12 protein-coding genes and 3 pseudogenes are annotated in these 20,567 nt (G+C 56.2%); 7 read left to right on the plus strand and 8 right to left on the minus strand.

The window, feature by feature from the left end; genetic code table 11:
- Nucleotides 1–27 precede the first annotated feature (27 nt).
- Nucleotides 28–1,131: an alkene reductase gene (locus ACSQ83_RS27685; protein WP_436230389.1), complete on the minus strand. Its 1,104-nt coding sequence runs from the start codon at nt 1,129–1,131 to the stop codon at nt 28–30.
- Nucleotides 1,132–1,581: 450 nt separating this feature from the next.
- Here ACSQ83_RS27685 and istA point away from each other — a divergent pair, with 450 nt between their 5' ends.
- Together istA and istB are read left to right on the plus strand one after the other, a co-directional pair.
- On the plus strand, nt 1,582–3,105 hold the full coding sequence (istA, locus tag ACSQ83_RS27690; protein ID WP_436230390.1) for an IS21 family transposase: 1,524 nt from the start codon (nt 1,582–1,584) through the stop codon (nt 3,103–3,105).
- Nucleotides 3,106–3,117: 12 nt separating this feature from the next.
- Complete coding sequence (gene istB, locus ACSQ83_RS27695) at nt 3,118–3,885, plus strand: IS21-like element helper ATPase IstB (protein ID WP_436230391.1); 768 nt, start codon at nt 3,118–3,120, stop codon at nt 3,883–3,885.
- Nucleotides 3,886–5,627: 1,742 nt separating this feature from the next.
- Here the strand turns inward: istB and ACSQ83_RS27700 are convergent.
- The 3 genes from ACSQ83_RS27700 to ACSQ83_RS27710 all read right to left on the minus strand — a co-directional run bounded on the left by ACSQ83_RS27700 (nt 5,628) and on the right by ACSQ83_RS27710 (nt 8,855).
- Complete coding sequence (locus ACSQ83_RS27700) at nt 5,628–7,739, minus strand: ATP-binding protein (RefSeq protein WP_436230408.1); 2,112 nt, start codon at nt 7,737–7,739, stop codon at nt 5,628–5,630.
- A 152-nt stretch (nt 7,740–7,891) separates the two neighbouring features.
- On the minus strand, nt 7,892–8,254 hold the full coding sequence (locus ACSQ83_RS27705) for a hypothetical protein (RefSeq protein ID WP_436230392.1): 363 nt from the start codon (nt 8,252–8,254) through the stop codon (nt 7,892–7,894).
- 130 nt (nt 8,255–8,384) lie between these two features.
- Entirely contained in the window at nt 8,385–8,855 is a 471-nt protein-coding gene (locus ACSQ83_RS27710; protein WP_436230393.1) for a hypothetical protein, read from the minus strand.
- A gap of 495 nt (nt 8,856–9,350) precedes the next feature.
- Here ACSQ83_RS27710 and ACSQ83_RS27715 point away from each other — a divergent pair, with 495 nt between their 5' ends.
- Complete coding sequence (locus ACSQ83_RS27715) at nt 9,351–9,782, plus strand: response regulator (protein ID WP_436230409.1); 432 nt, start codon at nt 9,351–9,353, stop codon at nt 9,780–9,782.
- On the opposite strand, the pseudogene ACSQ83_RS27720 reads toward ACSQ83_RS27715, so the two are convergent.
- Nucleotides 9,712–9,987, minus strand: a pseudogene (locus ACSQ83_RS27720) (transposase); the annotation flags it as partial. The gene ACSQ83_RS27715 and the pseudogene ACSQ83_RS27720 overlap by 71 nt on opposite strands.
- A gap of 658 nt (nt 9,988–10,645) precedes the next feature.
- On the minus strand, nt 10,646–11,314 hold the full coding sequence (locus ACSQ83_RS27725; protein WP_436230394.1) for a CBS domain-containing protein: 669 nt from the start codon (nt 11,312–11,314) through the stop codon (nt 10,646–10,648).
- Between the two features lie 167 nt (nt 11,315–11,481).
- On the opposite strand from ACSQ83_RS27725, the pseudogene ACSQ83_RS27730 reads away from it, so the two are divergent.
- From ACSQ83_RS27730 to ACSQ83_RS27745, 4 genes and pseudogenes are all read left to right on the plus strand, one after another.
- Nucleotides 11,482–12,171 (plus strand): annotated as a pseudogene (locus tag ACSQ83_RS27730) (DDE-type integrase/transposase/recombinase); the annotation flags it as partial.
- A 169-nt stretch (nt 12,172–12,340) separates the two neighbouring features.
- Complete coding sequence (locus ACSQ83_RS27735) at nt 12,341–12,925, plus strand: hypothetical protein (RefSeq protein WP_436230395.1); 585 nt, start codon at nt 12,341–12,343, stop codon at nt 12,923–12,925.
- Nucleotides 12,926–13,729: 804 nt separating this feature from the next.
- Nucleotides 13,730–14,500 (plus strand): annotated as a pseudogene (locus tag ACSQ83_RS27740) (molybdopterin-dependent oxidoreductase).
- A 648-nt stretch (nt 14,501–15,148) separates the two neighbouring features.
- Nucleotides 15,149–16,882, plus strand: coding sequence for a molybdopterin-dependent oxidoreductase (locus ACSQ83_RS27745; protein WP_436230396.1), 1,734 nt, complete (start codon nt 15,149–15,151; stop codon nt 16,880–16,882).
- Nucleotides 16,883–18,471: 1,589 nt separating this feature from the next.
- Here ACSQ83_RS27745 and ACSQ83_RS27750 read toward each other — a convergent pair.
- Together ACSQ83_RS27750 and cfa are read right to left on the minus strand one after the other, a co-directional pair.
- Nucleotides 18,472–18,726, minus strand: a complete 255-nt coding sequence (locus ACSQ83_RS27750; RefSeq protein WP_436230397.1) for a hypothetical protein — start codon at nt 18,724–18,726, stop codon at nt 18,472–18,474.
- Between the two features lie 216 nt (nt 18,727–18,942).
- Entirely contained in the window at nt 18,943–20,142 is a 1,200-nt protein-coding gene (gene cfa / locus ACSQ83_RS27755) for a cyclopropane fatty acyl phospholipid synthase (protein ID WP_436230398.1), read from the minus strand.
- Nucleotides 20,143–20,567: the final 425 nt, after the last annotated feature.

Consider the following 20,567-nt stretch of genomic DNA (forward strand, 5'->3'; position numbering starts at 1 on the left):
GTCTAGATGAATGGGAAAAGCGTTAACTCAGGCGGTCGCGGTCGCTTCGTAAGTTGGGAAGTCCGAATAGTTCCGCTCGTCGCCGCCCCAGAACGCGGCGCGCACATACGGAGTCAAGGGTAGCTTGTTCTTCAACCGGTACGCCAGGTCAGGATTCGACGTGAAGTGGCGTCCGAAAGCCACGAGATCCGCATCCCCAGACGCTACGATAGCTTCCGCGCTATCACCGTCAAAGCCGCCGGCGGCGATGATTGCACCCGTGAAATGTGGACGCAGATACTTGACCGCGACAGGCGCATGGTCTTCGTGAAGTGTGTCGTCACCCTTAATACGCGGTTCGATAACGTGCAGATAGGCGATCTTGTAGTCATCCAAAACGCTGGCCACGTAGCTAAAAGTAGCTTCGGGATCGCTGTCAGAGATACCGCCCCACTCGCCGGATGGCGAAATCCGAACACCGACCCTGTCGGCGCCCCATACTGAGATCAGTGCTTCAACGGCTTCACGCAGAAAGCGCACACGGTTCTCGATCGGACCTCCGTAGGCGTCTGTGCGCTTGTTCGTTCCGTCCTGAATAAACTGGTCGACAAGGTAGCCGTTGGCGCCATGCAGTTCAACGCCGTCGAACCCCGCGTCCTTCGCGCGCTGAGCGGCTACGCGGAACTCTTCAATGATGCCGGGTATTTCTTCGATGTCGAGTGCGCGGTGCGGCGATGCCGGCACAAAGCCGTCCTTCGTGAGCGCGACTCCCTCAAATGGCACAACCGATGGCGCGACCGGATCAACGCCGCCGGTCATCTCAACGTGACTTTGACGTCCGCCATGGATCAACTGCATGAAAACGACTCCGCCTTTGGCGTGAACAGCATTGGCAATAGCTTTCCAGCCGTCGACCTGTCCGTCGTGATAGAAACTTGCCGCGCCCAAGTAGGAACGAGCAACGACCGAGATGCTAACGCCTTCGATAATCTCAAGGCCGCCTTCGGATGCCCGTTGACCATAAAAGTCTGCCATCATCGGACTCGGAATATCGCCGGGTTGAATGGTGCGAAGGCGCGTCATTGGAGCCAAAACGACCCGATGGGAGAGCGAATAAGCACCAACCTTTTTAGACGTGAACAAGTGAGCCATGATCTTTCCTTCGGTAGAAGTTCAGGAATGTGAAGTTCGACAGAGCGCCGATTCGTTGATGTGGACTTTAGCCATACCGTCGTCGGTCGAGAAGACCTAGATTCGGATATGACTCATTCCAGATAGGGATGAGTTACGTCAATGTACAGCGATGGTTCGAGCTGGTCTTTGGGGGAAGCTGACACGAACTGATAAAACCTGATACGAATCGACACGTGCCTCACGTGGGGTCATCCGTGACGACCGCCGTGCGGACGATAGGCCGTTTGGAAGTGTCCCGAGTGCGTATTTCGGATGAAGGTGACCGGCCGTTTCGGGATCGTGACCGACGATTTCGGCAACGTGACCGGCCGTTTCGGGAACGTGACCGAGCGGACCGGACAGCAGGATTGGCGTTGCGCATGACATCAACCACGCGGGTTATGCTCGCCGGCTTTGGCCGGAGAGACGATGCCCGCGCACCGGATGAACATGCGCATGATCAAGGACGTTTTACGACTTAAATTCGACGCCGGCTTCTCGCACGATCGAATCGCCGCATCGCTGGGCATTTCCAAGGGTGTGGTCACTAAGTACGTCGGGCTAGCCGGTGCCGCCGGGCTCGACTGGGCGAGCGCTTGCGACATGGACGAAGGCGAGCTCGAGCGGCGGCTGCTCGGTAAGCCCACCGGACCTGCTGCCTACGCCCAACCCGACTACGGGCGCATCCATCAAGAGCTACGCCGTAAGGGTGTGACGCTGACGCTGTTGTGGGAGGAATACCAGGCTGAGTTTGCGAACCGGCAGACCTACCGTTACACGCAGTTCTGTGAACACTATAAGGCGTTCGCCAAACGCCTGAAGCGCTCCATGCGACAGATTCACCGAGCTGGCGAGAAGCTGTTCGTCGACTTCGCCGGCCCCACGGTGGCGCTGACCACGGGGCGTCGCGCGCACATCTTTGTGGCCGCCATGGGCGCATCGAGTTTCACGTTCGCATGCGCCACGCCAGCCGAGACGATGGAGGACTGGCTGAACGGTATCGGCCGCGCGCTGACGTTCTACGGCGGCGTTCCACAACTGATCGTGCCGGACAACCCGCGTGCGATGATCGCTGACCCTGACCGTTACGAGCCGCGCGCAGGCGACACCGTGTTGGACTTCGCGCGTCACTACGGAACCTCATTCTTGCCGGCACGCGTCTATCGCCCCCAGGACAAGCCGAAGGTTGAAGTAGCGGTTCAAATCGTCGAGCGCTGGATCATGGCGCGCCTGCGTCATCATCGATTCGAAACTATTGAGTCGGTCAACGACGCGATCCGCCCACTACTGAAGAACCTGAACGGGCGTCCGTTTCAGAAGCTGCCGGGATGCCGCGCCACCGCATTTGCCGAACTGGACGCGCCGGCTTTGCAACCGCTGCCGGTGCAGCCGTATGAGCTGGCGCGGTTCAAGTCGGTCACGGTCCACATTGACTATCACGTTGAGATCGACAAACACCGCTACAGCGTTCCGCAAGCGCTAGTCGGACTCAAGCTTGATGCGCGAATCACGGCAGCCGCCGTCGAGTTGCTTCATCGCGGCCGCCGCGTGGCCAGCCACGCCCGCAACGATCGCGTGGGAGGCTACACGACAGTCGTAGAGCACATGCCGGCGGCACACCGCGCCCATCTCGAATGGACTCCGCAGCGCCTCATTCACTGGGGCCAGCAGATTGGCGGCGCAACCGGTGCGCTCGTGAGTCGGCTTCTTCAGGAGCAACGTCATCCCGAACATGGTTATCGGGCGTGCCTTGGACTGCTCTCACTCTCTCGTCGCTATGGCCCCGAGCGTCTGGAAGCGGCGTGCGCATTGGCACTCGAACTAGGCGTACACCGTTACCGCCACGTGCGCGACATCCTGATCAACAACCGTGACCGAGCCGCAGCAACAACGCCGGTTGAATGGATCAGCCCAAGCCACGCGCATGTGCGCGGCCCCAGCTACTACCAATAAAGAGAACCCACCATGATGATGCAACAGACCTCGACGCAACTGCGCACCTTGAAGCTCAATGGCTTTGCCGACGGCTTGGAACAGCAATTGACGCAGCCCGGCACGGCGACTCTCAATTTCGAGGAACGCTTGTCATTGTTGGTCGACCGGGAAGCAAGCTGGCGCGATGATCGCCGTCGCACCCGACTGCTTAAGCAAGCGCGCCTGAAGTATCCGCAGGCCGCCATTGAAGATCTGGACACTCGCGCAGGTCGAGGGATCGACCCGCGTTCGCTCACAAGCCTGGCTCTGGGCGACTGGGTTGAGGCCGGATACAGCCTGCTCATTAGCGGCGCGACCGGCGCAGGTAAGTCATGGCTCGCCTGCGCCTTGGCTCAGTATGCCTGCCGACGCGGACACTCTGCGTTGTATCTGCGCGTGCCGCGGTTGGGCGAGGAACTACGCGTTCTGCACGGCAACGGCGGCTTCACCAAATGGCTGCTGCAGGTTGCTCGCACTGATGTTCTCTTGCTGGACGATTGGGGAATGGCTCCGCTCGACGCAATGGTTCGAAATGATTTACTCGAGATGATCGACGACCGTTCTGCCGGCAAGGCCACGATCGTAACCAGCCAGCTAACGATCGAACACTGGCATGGCTGGATAGGCGACGAGACCATCGCCGACGCAATGCTTGATCGCCTCATGCACCGTCACCACCGCATCAAACTCACAGGCGAATCTCTAAGAAAGCCGCCTCCGAAGTCCAGCGTATTTGAACCAGCACTCGACCAAAACTAGGGAGGAACTCTACAATCGAAACCGCGCAACGCCCGACCTCGCCGAATCGGTCACGTTCCCGAAATCAGCGGTCACGTTCACCGAAATACGCACTTGCAACTGCTCGTACTAATTCGCTTTGTGCATTACAACACCTTATACGCTTTGGTGTTGCGCTTCAGTTTTGAGCCCGCCCTTCTTTATTAGCACTTAGGTCGCTGTACGAGCGCATCTATCTCCGCCATGCCATATTCGACGGCGTACCTACAAGCTTCGTCAGCTGTGGGGAAATTTCCGAGTACTCCGGACGCGCGTTGAAATTCGTCCGGCACCTCTACAATAATCATCGCAGCATATGACCCGGCGTCGAATGCTGCAAGCGGGATCAGAATAATTCCTTTGTATGTAAGCTGTGCCTTAATCATATGCCCTCACATCTTTATTAGCTACCCCGTATAGCATAGTTTTTTTCGAGGATAGTGCATACAGCTAACTCTTAGCAATCGCTCAAACAGTTGTGATTACCTGCATGCATTTCGATTATTAACCTCTCCTATAATTGCGCTAATGTATATTCTAGGCTTCTATCTCCCATCGATTGCGCTCGCCGAGGTAGTGATCAATATTTGCAATCACAATTGCGTCAGTCGATCTTGCACCAGCTTACAGCGATCGCCCCGTGGACGAGAAGTTTTTAAGAAATTGTCAGGGATGATCGAGTTGGTCGCATGCGTGTGTAGGACATTTTTCTTTCGCCAACTGCTGTACGCGATGCGTCATACCCAGGAGCGAAGATGTGACGAGCCAGTACTACGATGTCTCCAATCCCATCGTGCCTGCTTCCCCGAGCGTGCATTCAGGCCGAAGCTTTGCCCTTTCGCGCGGCGGAATCGAGGGCGTCGCGCCGCGCGCTGGAATCGCTGCGTGGCAGCGCTTCCTACCGTACGCACCGTCACCGCTAATCGTTTCAATAGGCTCATTTGCGGGGATCCTGTCCAGAGCCCGGGAGTTACGCTCACCTCATCAACATCCTGATGCTTCATCGGTGCCGCGCGCACCTGGCTCGTCCTCGGGTCCAGTCCCAATTAGACGTTACGCCAGGTGCACCGCTCCGGATAACCGAATATCCGTGCTTGAGCACCTTCCATTCGCCTTCGCCGAAGAGTTTGACGCCAGGTGCGGTCCACGACCAGATGCAGCGGTTCACAACTGTGTGCACCGGTAGCGCCACCTTCAGTTCCTGCGCACACCGACTCGATGTTGGGTATGGTCCGCACAGGGAGGCGGCGAACGCAAGCTCTCGCGGACTTGCTTGAGGCCTTGGGGGCTTGCAACGTCAAGCGGCATACCTGCTTGAGCGTGAGCAGCGCCTGAATAAGTGCATCCGATCAGGCGTGCGGTCAACGGCGCACCACAGGCTCCGCTTAGGTTACCATTTTCAATGCGCTCTCATTGATCCACACAGTCCCGCTGCGTCGTGCGATCAGCCCTGCGTTGTACTCTGATCAGTTCCTGACGCGATAGAACCCTTCGGCCTCGCCGCCGTTGCGGTTGTCCTTACGCATCTTCCCGCCAAATATCGAGAATCTATCCAGTTCCACAAGGAGTAAGCCGGACATTCCGATTAAACTTCACGCCTCCGCGTGACAACCAGATTTTTATGCACTAACGCCCACCGAAAGCACTTCGTGTAATAAATCAAGACGGTATGACGCATAGGATGCGCCATCGGTCTTGGCAAAGCACTCAGAGACGCCGAATTTTTAATCGGGTTCGGGGGTGATCAGCGCTTTCAAATCGTCGATGTCGAACGGTTTCGCCAAAATCGTGACGCCGATAAACTTTGCCCTTTCCAGTTCATTCGCATATCCGGTCATCAACGCAATTTTCTGTTTGGGCCAACGAGTTCGCACCTGTTCGGCCAAGTCTAGTCCGCTCAACTTCCCCGGCATTTGGATATCCGAAAGCACTACATCAAACGCATTTAAAGCACCCAAAACGAGCATCGCGCTGTCGGCCGTCGTTTCATGACGCACTGTACAACCGAACACCTCAAGCACAGCAGCGATTCCGGCGGCCACTTCGTCATTGTCTTCAACCAATAGAACTGAGACCTCCCGCGGAAGTGGTTTTTCAACTTCGGTTTGAGGCTGCGATTCTTTTAAGTCCAGTTGCTCGGGAGCAAGCGCATCTGCGTCATATCGAGGAAAAAATAATTTTACGGTGGTACCGAAGCCCGGAACACTTTCAATTTTTGCGGTGCCCCCAGCTTGCTCGCAAGCGGTCAATACTTGAGCTAGGCCGAGACCTGTCCCCGCGCCCTCGGCCTTTGTCGTGTATAGAGGCTCGAAGGCCCTACGTAGGACTTCCGTTGACATACCTTCGCCGTTGTCCGTCAATGATATGACCACGTAAAAGCCGGCGGGAACGTCGAGTTCATCGACCGCGATTTGACGATTCTGGCAGCGAAGCACGACCTTTCCTCCTCGCGGCATGGCGTCTTTCGCATTGACGGCGATATTGATAAGTGCGGATTCGAGTTCTGCCGGGTCCGCTCGTATTGTCCCGATGTCGTCAGCGATATGGACACTCAGCGTGACCTTATCGCCCACTGACGTGTTAAGAATTCCTTGGGCGCCCTCAATCCAAGCTCTCAGTTCGACCGGCACCTGTCTCAGTGGCTGCTTCCTCGCGACGCTCATGAGCTTGCGAGCCAACCCTTTCGCGCCACGTGATGCTCGCTGCACGGCCTCTACTTCTTTCCGGAGGTTTGTATATCCCTTACGAGAGGCAAGTTCCATGTTGGCGTCCACAACCATTAACAAGTTGTTGAAGTCGTGGGCCACGTTCGCAACGAGGTTTCCCAGCGAACCCATGCGTTGCAGGTGACGACTCGACGCCTCAGTTGCCAGGCGCATCGTGACCTCGTTGCGCCACTGCTCCCATGCCACCTGTTCCGCGCTCAAGCGACGCAGCGAAAAAAGGAACAACAAGCAAACAGCGATCGTCGGAATAGCCGCGATGGCAGTGATCGTGAGCAGATTGGCGAGCCATTGCTCATATATCGTTGCAGTCGCGATGCCCGCGCTGATAATCAGCGGGTAACCGTCAACGCGACGATACACGAGCAAGCGTTGAACGCCGTCGACCGTCGAGGTCGACTTCAAATGCCTCGCTCGACCGATGCCACTAATGGCTTTAAAAACTTCCGGATTGGCCGCCGTGTAAACGGCCGGACGATTATCCGGGTATCGAATCAAGATTCCTCCATCCAGGCGATAGAGCCCAACGAGGTCCGATTCACCGGGTTCGACCAAGTCGCGGTAGAAATCGGAAAAGTACTGCTGGCGTAGCGCAACGGACAGCACACCGATAAAGCGGCCGTCCGCCGCACTGCGCGCCATGTTTGTCGCAAATTCGCTCGTTCCTGTCGCGCCGTGATGAGGAAGCGAGAAATACGGATGTGGCCGCACATACCGCGCGGTACGAAAATCGTCTCGCTCACGCACCGACAGAGCAGGGACCGGAAAGAGCCGACTGCTCGCCAACAGATCGCCGTCTTTGCCAAAAACTGAAATCGCCGCGACTTGCGGGAACTTCTCGGCAATCGTTTTCAGGCGTTGATGGATTTCAGCTTCATGCGAGCGGATCTGCATGTCATTGCTCTCATCCAACAATTCGAGGACTCGCTCGTACATTTCGCGGTTCAGGTCCAACACCTTCACCGCCTGCTCATCGGCGACGCGTGCAAGACGATCGATGACGTCTTGGGCGTCGGTGAGCCGACGTTGATAGTCGTAGTATCCGTAACCGGACAGAGCTATCACTGGAACGATGATCGATATCGCCAATAATTTGTGCAACGCACGCCGCATTGCAGCAAAGTCGTATGGTGGCGGCAATTCGAGCGGTGAAATATCCGGTGGATTCAAGGGTCCCTCTCTCATGGAACGACGAAACGCTTATTGAGGCTCGTCGCTGCGGCAAAGGGCGTCGACCAGTCCGCCGCTTTACCAATCGAAAACGCTTAAAGCGAAACGGGACAGTTATAGAAGCACGACGGCTCGTGGTGCGGACCCTCGCTGCGCTCTTCATCGACTAATCCAAGCGTGTTGAACATCGATTTCTGCTCGGCGCCTAAATCGTATTCGATGGGAGCACGCTGGAGGTCCTTCGGTAGCGCGGTGCGTCCCTTGCAAGTGTGACTTTTTAAAGGGAAGACGTCGACAGCTCGCGGTGCCCGAACGTCTGTTGCAGCATGAAACAGGCCGGACTGTCCCGCAAAACGCTCGGAGCTCTCGCCGAAGCGGGCACGGTTCAACTGCGCAATCCGATGTTGACGGATTTCCAACTGCTCCCACAACACTCGTGCGAGCCGGTTCTGCTCCACAGAGCAACATGCAGAGCATCGAGCTCGACGGGAAGATCCGCGGCAGTGACGGTGTTAAGTAGCATGTGTCTCATGATGCCCAACTCAGACCACGTTTACAAGCTCGGCGTTTCCCTGAAACACCCTCGCGTTAGGAGCACAATGCGGTGCGGCTTTGCACCGGGATTTTGACCCCTTCGAGCAATGCATTGAATTCGGCGAGTCTGAAGCGGCGCTGAGCGAGTAACAAGGGCGCGCTGCCAACGCGCCAGTTGCTGGCGGTGCGACGGCCAGCACCGGGGGCGTCCGCCGACCATTCATTTCCGACGCGATAAATTCCACATCTGCAGTCACTGAGAGCGGTGCCTGAACTCTTGCCGGAGCCCGAAGGCTTCTCGGACCACACGTTGAAGGTCCTTACTGCGACGCGCTTATCTCGGCAGAACCGCAGAAGGCCAATGCCATTTTTTCTAGAGGCGGTGGCTATTTCGCCCCAGAACGCTTCCCCTTGTTGTGGGCGACGGGTGCCCATCGAAGCTGCTGTTCTGATGATCTCGTCCTCCAGCGCACTGCTCTCCTTTGAGCAAAGCATCGCCTTCACATTCGGAATGTTACGATTCAAGACGGGACGCTCTGGTGCTTACAATGGAATCGCAAGAAGTCGCGTCTGTTCGTCGAATTGGCGGTCCAAAGACGCGGGATGATAAAGCTCCGTTGAAGCCTTACACCGCATTCTGAAGATTGCAAAACACATCAGGCGCTGCGCGTCGGTTTATTAATCGGCGTGTCGCCGCACGGCTGCACGGAAGTTGTAAGGCGATTATCTCGCCTGAACGGACGACTTGCCTCCGTTTTGTTGGGTAAGTAAAGCCGCTACCTGGCGGCGCATGCTGCGGCAAGCGTTGCGAACGACCTCCTCCGATGCCCCGAGCACGCGATAATAAGTCCCGCTTTAAAGTCGGAGAACCCGCAGATGTCTATACACGGGAGGAGATTACTTCTTGTTCACAATGATCCAGGTCAGTAGTCAAATGTTGAGCGATTTCCCAACTAACGCTTTGCGATGTCTGGCGAGGCCGCTATCGCTCTCCCTAACGAAGCGCCTACTGTCTAAATACTGCTAGATGCTAACCTACCAGGGATAACCGGCTTTGACGTGTGCGAGTCCCTTAAGTCTAGCCCCGCTCTAGGGCACGTGCTGGTGCGCTTTATCACGAGCCACGATGCGCCCGCGCAAGCCGCCGACGCAATAAAACTGGGTGCTGCGGGATCTATCACCAAGCTGTTAGTCGCAGCGCAGCTGCGTGCACAGGCCCCTACCCAACGGCAAACGATGTACTTGCATCACTATGAGTTGGCCGCCGGTATAAGGAGGGAACCGCTAACGCGCTGGCAGATCCGTCGTTTGCCGCAGCGTAAAATGGCACTTCTTGGCTTGCACGCGGTGCTCGTCCTGCATGCAAAAAAAGGCCATATGAAAAATCGTTCTCCAGCTCCAGTTGGCCTATCTTTGCGTGTAGCGCCTTTAGATACACCGGCGGCTCACTGACGGGCGCGTTCGCCGCACCGAACACATCGGCCGCTCGCTCTTGCAACTGCCGCTTCTATTTCGTGGTCTGGTTCGGACGAACCTCGAACTGCTGCGCCAATTCTGCCAGCGTGCGCCATACTGCTGCCAGTGCCACCTTCGCCTTGAACGCCGCTGAGTGCGAGCGCCGGGTTCTTTCGTCATTGTCTGGCTCCTTTGCAAGCATTATGCCTATCTCAGACCCCAGCGATTCCACCTAATCGACTGTCCAGATTCCAGGCCCGCCTCTCTTGCGACGATCGGTTGAATCCGCCCAAAGATTGCGCCCACGCATATCGGAAGCTCATCAAGCAGTTCAGCAGGCAGGCATCCATGGAAACTGTTTCGACGTTGTACCCATCGAATCGTTCTGAGGCTCACTGAAAACCGAACTTATCTATCATCGCATGTTCGCGAATAGTGACCAAGTCGGCAAAGAAAATCGCGGAATACATCGAGATCTACTACAACCGCCTGCGCACACGGAAGCATCTGGCCTTTTTGTCATCAGCCGCTTCCACGCAGAAATTCCATTTGAGTTGAATCGTTGATTCAACCGTTGGCATCCGCGGATTCCGAACGAGCTCACCAGAAGGTCTACACGATCGATGCGAATATGCAGGCCCAGCGGTGTTCGCAGAATACTTCTGGTGATAGGCGAAACCATAACTTTGTTCCTGCGCCACCGGACGGTGCATCGGTGAGAATGATCGGGCGGGCCGGATTTTACCTCGCGACCAGGCTATCCAGCCATCCGGATTATCAGGTGCACAACCGAACTATTCGAGGCCAGTGAAGACACGTGCTATCGTACCGCGCGGCGGTGGGGCGCATCCCGTGACCGCTCACATGCCGCGGTACATGAGCGCGACGATGTCGGATTGTGTCAACATTCCTAAGAGAACCTTATCTTCGGACACTACGGGCAGATGATGATGCCCTTTACTCGTAAAGCTAGAGATGATTTCTGCTAGCGGCGTGACTGCGTCTATTGAAACGACAGCTGTAGCCATTACGTTGGCGACAGGTAACTGACATCTTTCGCACTCGGCTGCTTCACCCTGACCGAGCCTTGGGCGAACGACCTGAAGCGGCCGCCGCGTAGGTTCTATATCTGCGCGCGTAACCACGCCTATTAGCCGCTGCAAACTGTCCACGACAGGTAGAAGTTTTATCCTGTGACTGTTTAGGAGATTGACTGCTTCGCCGATAGTTTGGTCTGCTGTGACGCTGATGACAGGGGCGTGCATGATCTCTGCACAAGTAAGCGCCAACAGCATCCTAAGCTGAGCTTGCCGTAGCAAATTGTTCCTCAACAAATCGAGACGAGCGCTATCCGGCGGCGATTTAAAAGGCTTGTCATGATGCAAATCTCCTGACTCAGCTGTTCCCGTGCTGCAGATGCGTGCGAGCCACTGCGAAAAGTCTTTTTGGACAGGCATACCGATTTCGAGCAAAGCCGCTAAGGAATATGTATCGTATTCTGATACGTTTAGGCGGTGTAGACAACACATAGATGCGCGAACGAATAAAAAAAACGGATCGATCTCGCAAGTGCGAACGGTCTGCCGTTTTTATTTCACAGGTCTCGCTGTTGCAGCGGGCACATCCCCCGGCGTCAGAATAGTTGTCGTGTTATCTGATTTTCATAGATGGTCCGGGGGCGGTAAAATCTGGTTGAATGAACGCCTACTCGGCAGAAAGAAAAGAAGCGCTGATGCGGCGCATGATGCCGTCGGAAAAACGCGCTGGTTTCGGCGCTGGCCAGTGAAACGGGGATTACCGAACAGATGTTGTACGCGTGGTGCCGACAAGAGTAAGGACAAGGGTCGGCGGTGCCGGTCGATGGGAAGAATCCCGAAGTATGGTCTTCGGAGGACAAGTTTGCAGTCTGCTGGAAACCGCGCCGCTCAATGCAGCGGGCTGGCCGAGTATCGCCGTCGAAAAGGCCGGATTCTTGAGTTCGCAAACTGTGCGGAGCTTACCAGCTCGCCGTCCAGCCAGATCGTGCCGAGCCTAGCGGATCGCGGCGTCTATATCGCGTTGGAATCGAACTTTTTCCGCGTTCTGCGCAGCGGTTCGCGGCACCACTACAGGGGGCGTGCGCGCAAGCCCTCGACTCGGATGGTCACCAGTCGTTGTGCAAACAGCACCGAATCAGCTTTGGTCATGGGACATCGCCTGGATGCCGGCGGCGGTCAAGGGCCAGTACTACTACCGGTACACGTTGCTGGACGTGTTCGGTCGCAAGATTGTTGCTCACGAAGTGCATGGAGCCGAATCGGCGGAAATGGCCGCGTTGCTGATGCGACGTGCCAGTATGGCCGAGGTACTGGCTGGGCGTCCCCTGTTGCTGCACTCGGATAATGGCAGCCGAGAAGTTCGTAAATGCGGACATGAATAGCAGAGCTGAGTTCGGGATGCGACTGGAAGTCATTTATTAAAGGTGCACGCTGAGGTGCGCGGAGGCGGGAACGTGTGCGGGGGAACAGACAAGCAGAAGTGAATAGTTTAACTTGCCCACCGGAACTGGAGGGTGTATGGACAGGTTATTCTGGACGATACTGGCAACGCTTTTTCTTATACAAGCCGACAACGCATTGAGCGCCCCCGAACGGGACGATCAGACGGGACGGCAGGCGTGCAGCGCACTGCAGCGAGATACAGTCGCGCAAAGCCTTCGCAGTATCGAATTTATTGATGCACACATTGAATCCGTGTCTCCGCAAGAGCAGGCGGATCTGGAATCGGAAAGCTCAATCCTCAATCTCGGAGCTAGCAAAGACGGTCGCTACCAATTCGTCACACAACGGCAGTCATATCCTGCGTGGCGGCTGCACAGATCGTTGCATCAACTTGCCCAGTCACTCATATCGATTGACGAGCCCGCGACGACAGAACTCGATGGGGTACACCGTGTGAAGTCAGCTGCGTTTGCGCTGGCACTCCTACCCGATACAAGCGTTGCCTTCGCCGAGTATGCTCGCAAAGATAAGACGCGAACCGCGCCAATTTTGGACGATGCAACGCGTCAGGTCGCGTCGGTGTCACTTGCAAACATTGCGCCGGCGCTTGCATGGTTCATTGGCTGCAACGTGGACGCCTCGAGGGCGCAAAAAAAATAGCATGCTACAGGATGACCATTGTAAGCGGGCTCGCAACCGAAAAAAAGCTGCTTGTTATTGGATCGGCCAAAGTCCTCTCCATTCGGGGCAGCCCAGAGAGGTTCGGAACGCCATCAACGATAGCTAACGCCATTCAGACGAGTGCCTCGCAGGAAAGTTTGTCGGTGGCCCCTTACAACGTCTGGCGCACCGCATGCGAGTTTAAAGCGGTGAGCAGGGCCGTACCGCGTCTTACAATCAACCCGCCACCCGGTTCCTGCCTCCGTGGGACTTTCCTGCGAAAGCGCAAGGGACGGCAAAGTGCCAGCAACCACCTCGCCGTGCTGAATCCATCCTCCCAATTCCGGAGTTCGCCGCAAGAACAGAAACCGCTCCGACTCGCTCGCGCCTAGCTCTCCCGGGGATATATGTATCAGAACATGGGGGGGGCCAGCAGCGCGCCAAGGATATCCTTGAACGACAGACGAACCATGTTGCCGCGCCGACGACTCGTCTTCGGCGGACTTGGGGCCGCTAGTCTCGCTATCGTCCTGCTGCCACCCGCCCGAGCGGTTGAAGCGCCGCTACCGGGCCGAACGAGGAGGCAGCAGCCCGGCGAGCCGGGCCCGTGGCACGCGTACGGCCTGCCCTCGAAATTCGAAAAAGACATCATGCGGCGCATCTTGCGACGGCCCGCCATGCCCTGCACCGCCTCCACACTAACACCACTGGGTGACCTCTTCGGGGCGATCACGCTGATAGGGACGTGTATTTGGACGGCACCATGGCGGCGTGCCGTTGATTGGCCCGGCGCAGCATCGCCTTGTGATACACGGGCTCGTCACGCAAGCCCGCGAATTCACACTTGACTACCTGACGCGTTTTCCGTCCGTTCCGCGTCTCCAAATCCTCGAATGCTTAGGTCACACCGCAAGCGAATGGCAGGATCCCAGCGGCCAGTCGGTGCAGACGACCCGCGGACTGCTCTCATGCTGCGAGTGGACTGGCGTCCCGCTCGCCACCGTGCTCGACGAGTTCGGCGTGGCCTCGGGAGCGAATGGTTCCTCGTGAAGGCGCACTCGCGACTGCCAAGACGTGCAGTATCCCCTCTCGAAAGGACTCGACGACGCCCTGCTCGTCTACGCTCAGAACGGCGAGTACCTGCGCCCGGAAAGCGGCCATCCATTGCGCTTGTTGCTGACGAGGTTCGAAGGAAGTATGAATATCAAATGGCTGCGGCGCATCAAGCTTGCGGCCGAGCCGTTCATGATGCACGAGGAACCATCGAAGTACACGGACCTACAGGCAAATGGGCCCGCGCGGCAGTTCGTGGTTGAAATGGATGTTAAATCAGCAACACACGACCCTCCGCGGAACAGCACCGGTCCGGCCCGGGGTTCTATCCGACTAGCGGGTTGGTACGGCTCGGCCGCGGGCGCGTCACTTGTGTCGCAGTGTCTATGGACGGCGAAAAGACTTGGCGCGATGCTACCCTACAAGGCCCCGAGATTAGTAAGGCCGCCAAGCGCTTCGAGGCGTCCCAGCGAAGGAACGGAGCGCCGTCCGACCTGCTATGCCGTGCCAACGACGAAGTAGGCTACAAGCAGCCAACGTGCGACGTCCTCGTCGCCGCGGGCGGCCTCAACAGCTATACCGCTTTAACGGCATGCAGAGCCGACGCTTAGGCGGCGACCGCGTTCGTGCTGACCTGGAAGGCATCGTCTCGGACCCCCGCCGAGATAAGCGATCCAGAAAAGCAAAGCTTCAGATTATACAGATCGACGAACCCGCGATTGGTAAGCGACTGACACATCGTAGAATTGACTCGTCACGAAGTGCGAACAGGTCCGGATTTGATGGGCTCAACCTCTTTGCTTACACCGCGACACCGGGCAATTTCGTGAATGCTGGGCCTGAAGACAAAAACGAATCGGATGAATAATTTACAGGTGATGAGCAGGCGAAAAATCGGGCACTGATAAAGCTCGGGCTGGCATGCCCAAGCGCGCAGAAAAAGGACCACTGCCACTTTCGTTCGTAATATTTCAACACATGGGCTGAGCACGCGCCGCTATGTTGGGTGAGCTCCATTTGCGGTTCGATGCCCCGAATGAGATAAAGAGCTTGTCGTTGGTTGCGTCCCAGAGTAGGGTCAAAGGATATAAGCGACCTTCGACGATTGCCCCTTAGCCACATTCGACAGGATTACTTGTCACAAAATACCAAACTCGGTCGGAAGTCCATTTGAGCGATATTCGTTATCAGGCGTCGCACGACCCATATGAGACCGATCTTTCTCCCGCCGATGACCGCGTCCGGTTGAGTCATTGGCTGCCGCCCCAGGCAGGCGTCGTACCGAAACTTAGAATTGGCCAACATTGGGTCAACATTTTATGGTTCGTGCCTGTCGCTTTTCTTTTCCTCGTTATGGGCGTCGCTGTTGTACAAGCTTTCCGGCAGGTCCCAACGGTGCAGCAATTTTTGATTCGCTATCCAGGTATCCCCAAGACGGCTGCGGTAGTTGCCACCGGCTTCCCTTTGTGGCTCAGACTTCAGCACTTCGTGAACCTGTTCTTCATGGCCTTTATCGTCCGCGCGGGCCTTCAGATCCTGGCGGATCATCCGCGGCTGTACTGGCGGCGGGACTGCACTCCCGGAACCGAATGGTTCCGATTTCAAAAAGCTGTACCGACAGACCGCATCCGGACGGCGAAGGATGACTCAGTCACCATTCCTGGTTGGTTGGGACTTCCCGGCATTCGCCACTCGATTGGCCTTGCTCGATGGTGGCATTTCTCGACAACGCTGTTATGGATGATCAACGGCGTCGTTTTCTACGCGCTCATATTCGCGACCGGCCAGTGGCTTCGTATCGTACCCACGACTTGGGAGGTTTTCCCGAACGCAGTGTACACAGCGTTGCAGTATCTGTCGCTTACCTTTCCGGTCGATCGCAGTTGGACGCGCTACAACAGCTTGCAGCAGATCGCCTATTTCATAACGGTTTTTATTGCGGCGCCGACTTCGATAATCACCGGCCTGATGCAAAGTCCCGCGATTTCAAATCGACTCGGTTGGTTCGGTCGCATCTTAAATCGTCAACGTGCACGTTCCCTTCATTTCCTTGCGCTTTGTTGGTTTCTTCTTTTTATTCTCGCTCATGTAACGCTCGTTTTCATTACAGATGCGCGAGTAAATCTCAACATGATGTTTGCCGGACTGAATGGCCAATCCGCGACCGGCCTTCTGGTCTTCATCTGCGCCATGACCCTCCTCGGAATCGCGTCGTGGGTAGCGTCTCCGTTTACACTTCGTCACGTACGGTTGGTGCAAAAAGTCGGAACGATTATTTCTTGGCCGTTCAACATGGCGACTCTATGGTGGGATGCGCGGAGCGAACTTACTGAGAAAGACATATCCCCATACTTCTGGCCGAACGGCACGATGCCCGACTCGCCCAAATTTGACGCGCTGGTCCGGGGTAACTTCGCCGAATATCGGCTCAGGATTTATGGTCTCGTCGAGCACCCTATTGAGCTTTCACTCGCTGAATTGCAAGCGATGCCCAAACAAGAACAAATCACGACTCATTTCTGCATTCAGGGGTGGTCCGGGTTAGCGCAATGGGGCGGCGTTCCGATGCGTCACATCTTAGAACGAATCAAGCCTTTGACGAAGGCCCGCTACGCAGTATTTTATTCCCTCGCTGAGGGTGCCGACGGCGGTCGATATTACGATGTACATAGCCTTGTAAATATGCGTCATAAGCTCTCCCTGTTGGCTTATGAAATGAATCGAACGCGATTAACAGTGCTACATGGAGCACCGCTGCGTTTGCGATGCGAAAGCAAACTTGGGTTCAAGATGGTCAAATGGATCTCGGCTATCGAGTTTGTCGAAGACTTTACGCATCTTGGAGCGGGGCAAGGCGGTTACAACGAGGATCATGAGTTTTACGGCTATCGCGTACCGATTTAGTCGAACCTAATGCTGCTTGACCGCGCGCGAAATGCATAGGTTCCGTCGCGCTGCATGAAGCGGCCGAAGAAACGATGTGGGTTTGGTCCGACAGCGACTTCTGCCAAGGTCGCTGTTTCGCAAAGCTCATCGAACGAGGAAGCTGATGAACGATATTATTGACAAATTGCACCTGGAGCACAAAACCTTCAAGCGGCTGACCGTTTGTTCGACGGCCGTCGATCGCTGAGAGACGATCCGACCGCGGCGGGGATCGAATTGTTAGTCGATGCAATGTATTACCTGACCCGCTTTCCGGATGCATCGCATCACGTCATCGAGGATCGAATCGCTGTCCGGCTGATGGAAAAAAAGGGCTATCAAGTGAGCTTGCCTTGGAGATTGAAGCGCAACATTCCGTCCTTATCCGTCAAGGGCATCAGCTCTTGCAAGACGTGGAAGCCGCCGCAAGCGAGGAAAACATGTCGCAGAGCTGATCGACATTGATGTTCGGCTCTGTGGCGAGCGATTACGGCATAACATAGCGATCGAGGAGTTGACGTTGTCTCCGGCAGCCGAGCGCTATTGCGACCGGGACGATTGGCGGGCGATCGAGTCGACCGGCGCCGTTGGCCGCCCAGATCCATTAACGACGGGCCCAACCGCCGAGCGATTTGCCGAACTGTTACGCGTAATCAATGAGGAGTCCGCGGCCGCGGAGCGCGCAGACGGTGAGACCAGCGTTCCACCCGTTCAACGGCCTTCATATTGAACAGAAAGAGTTTTATCTAGAGTGGTTCGACTGAGAGGCGACTTAATGGCGATCGATCTCTTTTCTCTGGTGAAGTCGCGAGCGTGCGTCCATTGGGTAGCGCGATTCGAGGTACCTGCAACGCCGCGCTCTTCAAAGAAGATCGGTTGGAGGTCATGCGGATCATTTTGCTCTCTGGCGAATCCATGCCGACGCATGCGGTAGACGGTCCAATTACTGTTCAATGTATTGAGGGCACAATCCGCATAATTGCTGGAACAGCCAACCGGCAGCTTTGCACTGGTGACCTTTTATACTTGACCGGCGAGGTTGCCCACGAACTTCATGCGTTAAGCGATTTCGTCAATCCTGCTGACCATCGTGTTGGCGAAGGAATCGAAACGACCTGGGCGCGCTGCAAGCCGACGCCATCATCACGATGACGCAGTCCGTTGCGTTCGGCTAAAAAACCTGCGTGATCGGGCTTTGGCATCACTGGAGCCAACTTTTCGCTCGATTTCGCTCCTCTGCAGAATGGACATGCCAAGACTTTCGCGGAATATGCTGGAAACATATGCTATCGAGCAACCGCTTTCGTTCTCCGTATTCGGCTATCTGGCATTTCACAACCCAGAGAGAGGGTTAATTGTGTCAAAGGTGGACTCCACATAAACAGTCACTTGAATCGTTTCTGTTCGTCGATTCGCCCAGCGGAAATCCACGTACCATTCGCTAACGCAATCTTGTATCCAGCACATCGTACGACTCGGGTAGCTGCATCGAACGCGACACAAACTGTCAAGCATCAAACAGTGCACTGCCATAATTTCGCGGGAGTTGATCAAGCACTACCGCATGGTTAGGGATGGTTCGCGGCAACATTTTGCGCAACGGCCCGTAATTCCTGACCGCTTCTCCCGTGCATGTCCCGCCGACGTTGGCCCCCGGTGCCGGAGGGGTGCTTCACACCCGAACCGGCGAGCGACGTGTCGATGTTGGTCACACCAAGGTCGACAAGCTCTGCCATGAGACCTATGCCGCGGCTGTAGTGGAACCGCACGTTTAGTCGTTTGAAATAGGTCAGGCCAGCTGCGAAACGAATCATGTCACGCATAGCGCGACCCTCAGACGGTCGGGTTCGCCCTAACTCGTATCCGATCACTTCGCTTCACGCTACGTCCATAAGTGCGCGAGCGCATTCGCGATACGCTGCTGACGAATCAATCAGCCCGACGCTCCGCGGCTCCCCGGTTCCGACAGCAGAGAATCGCAGTCCGCATCAGTTCACCACCGGCCTGGCCGCGGGATTCGTAAGCAACGTGACGTCGGCCTAACGAAAAGCGGGTCTTCGATAGCCGCCCGCGACGCCTTCCTTCGATAACACCCATTGCCAGAGTTGGATATCACGAGCACGGAATAAGCCGGCACAGGACAACAGGTAGTACCGCCACATCCGGCGAAACCGCTCCCCCATCTGATCGGCGAACTGCGGCCATGCCGCTTCGACGTTCGCGTGCCACGCCATCAGTGTGCGGTCATAATCGGCGCCAAAGTTGTGGAGGTCCTCAACCACGAAAAGCCCGTCGACTGCGTCACCGACGTGGCCGATCGAGGGCAATTCGCCATTGGGAAAGATGTATCTATCCATCCATGGATCCGGCGTCGACTGACGACGGTTCTTTCCAATTGTATGCAGAAGAAAGAGACCGCCGTCATGCAGGCACCGATGCGCAACTTCCATATAGCTACGATAATTTTTGGCACCGACGTGCTCAAACATGCCCACACTCGCTATGCGATCGTACCGCTCGTTGAGCGTTCGGTAATCCTGGAGCCGAAACTGCACCGGCATCCCCGCGTACCGCTGCCTTCCCCATTCCGCCTGTTCCTGTGAAATAGTAAGCCCTACACATTCCACGTCGTAGTACTCTGCGGCAAACCCCATTAGGCTGCCCCACCCGCAACCGATATCCAGCAACCGCATGCCGGGCTTTAACTGAAGCTTGCGGCATATCAAATCCAGCTTTTCTTCCTGCGCAGCTTCCAATGTGCGCGCACCCCCGGACCAATAGCCGCAGGTGTAGGTCATCTTGCTGTCAAGCATGGCCTCATAGAACGCATTGCCAATGTCGTAGTGGACTTGCCCCACTTTCCATGCGCGTCGCGCGGTCTGCCGGTTGAGTAAGCGCGCGCGTAATGCGTGGAAGACAAGTCGAGATGGATGGATTTTCTCATCGATGTGGGCACGCATAACCCGCGCGAAAAACTGATCAAGTTCGTCGCACTCCCACTGCCCCGCCATATACGCCTCGCCCAACCCGAGATTGCCTTGAGCAAGAACACGTTCTGGTACTCCGTCGGCGAGCAGCCGGATGTCCCATAGACGCGATCCCCCGATTTCAATATCCGCGAGCGCCAGCATCTCTTCAACAAGTCTATACGCCAACGTCGGCGGGCTTGCGGGCGATCGCCTAGCGAGCTCCACCTTGTTCGATGCTTCGCTTGAGTGCTCCATGTTCGTAGTAGACACGTCTTCTCCTCGGTTATGCTCCAATTCCCTACTCATTGATACTGGCGCGTTAATCTGGTTTCGGAAAGTGCGCATCATTCAAAATCAGGCTTCCACCATAGGTCTCTCGTTCTCTGTGGCATGCGCGTCCTTCGTAAAAAACTGCCGATATAGGTCTTTGTCGTAGTTGGTGTCGAGCAATTTCTACGGAAGGAAACGCCGAACGTTCGCTCGCCACCCTCCCGTCGTTCCGCTCTCAGGAAAACCGCCCCGATTTCGTCGCGTCGTACACGCCGCGCGCGATCTCATACATGTGCATCACGAAAAAAAACTTGACCCGCTTTCCTCTTCTTCTCGATCTCGATCACTTCGACGGCAATTGCACATGACGCGCGAACCGTTGATGTGTTCGCCGCACGGCCATCCACCAGGTTCTAAAGGTAGAT

Origin of the sequence: Caballeronia sp. LjRoot29 (assembly GCF_964252755.1) — a bacterium.
GTDB lineage: Bacteria > Pseudomonadota > Gammaproteobacteria > Burkholderiales > Burkholderiaceae > Caballeronia.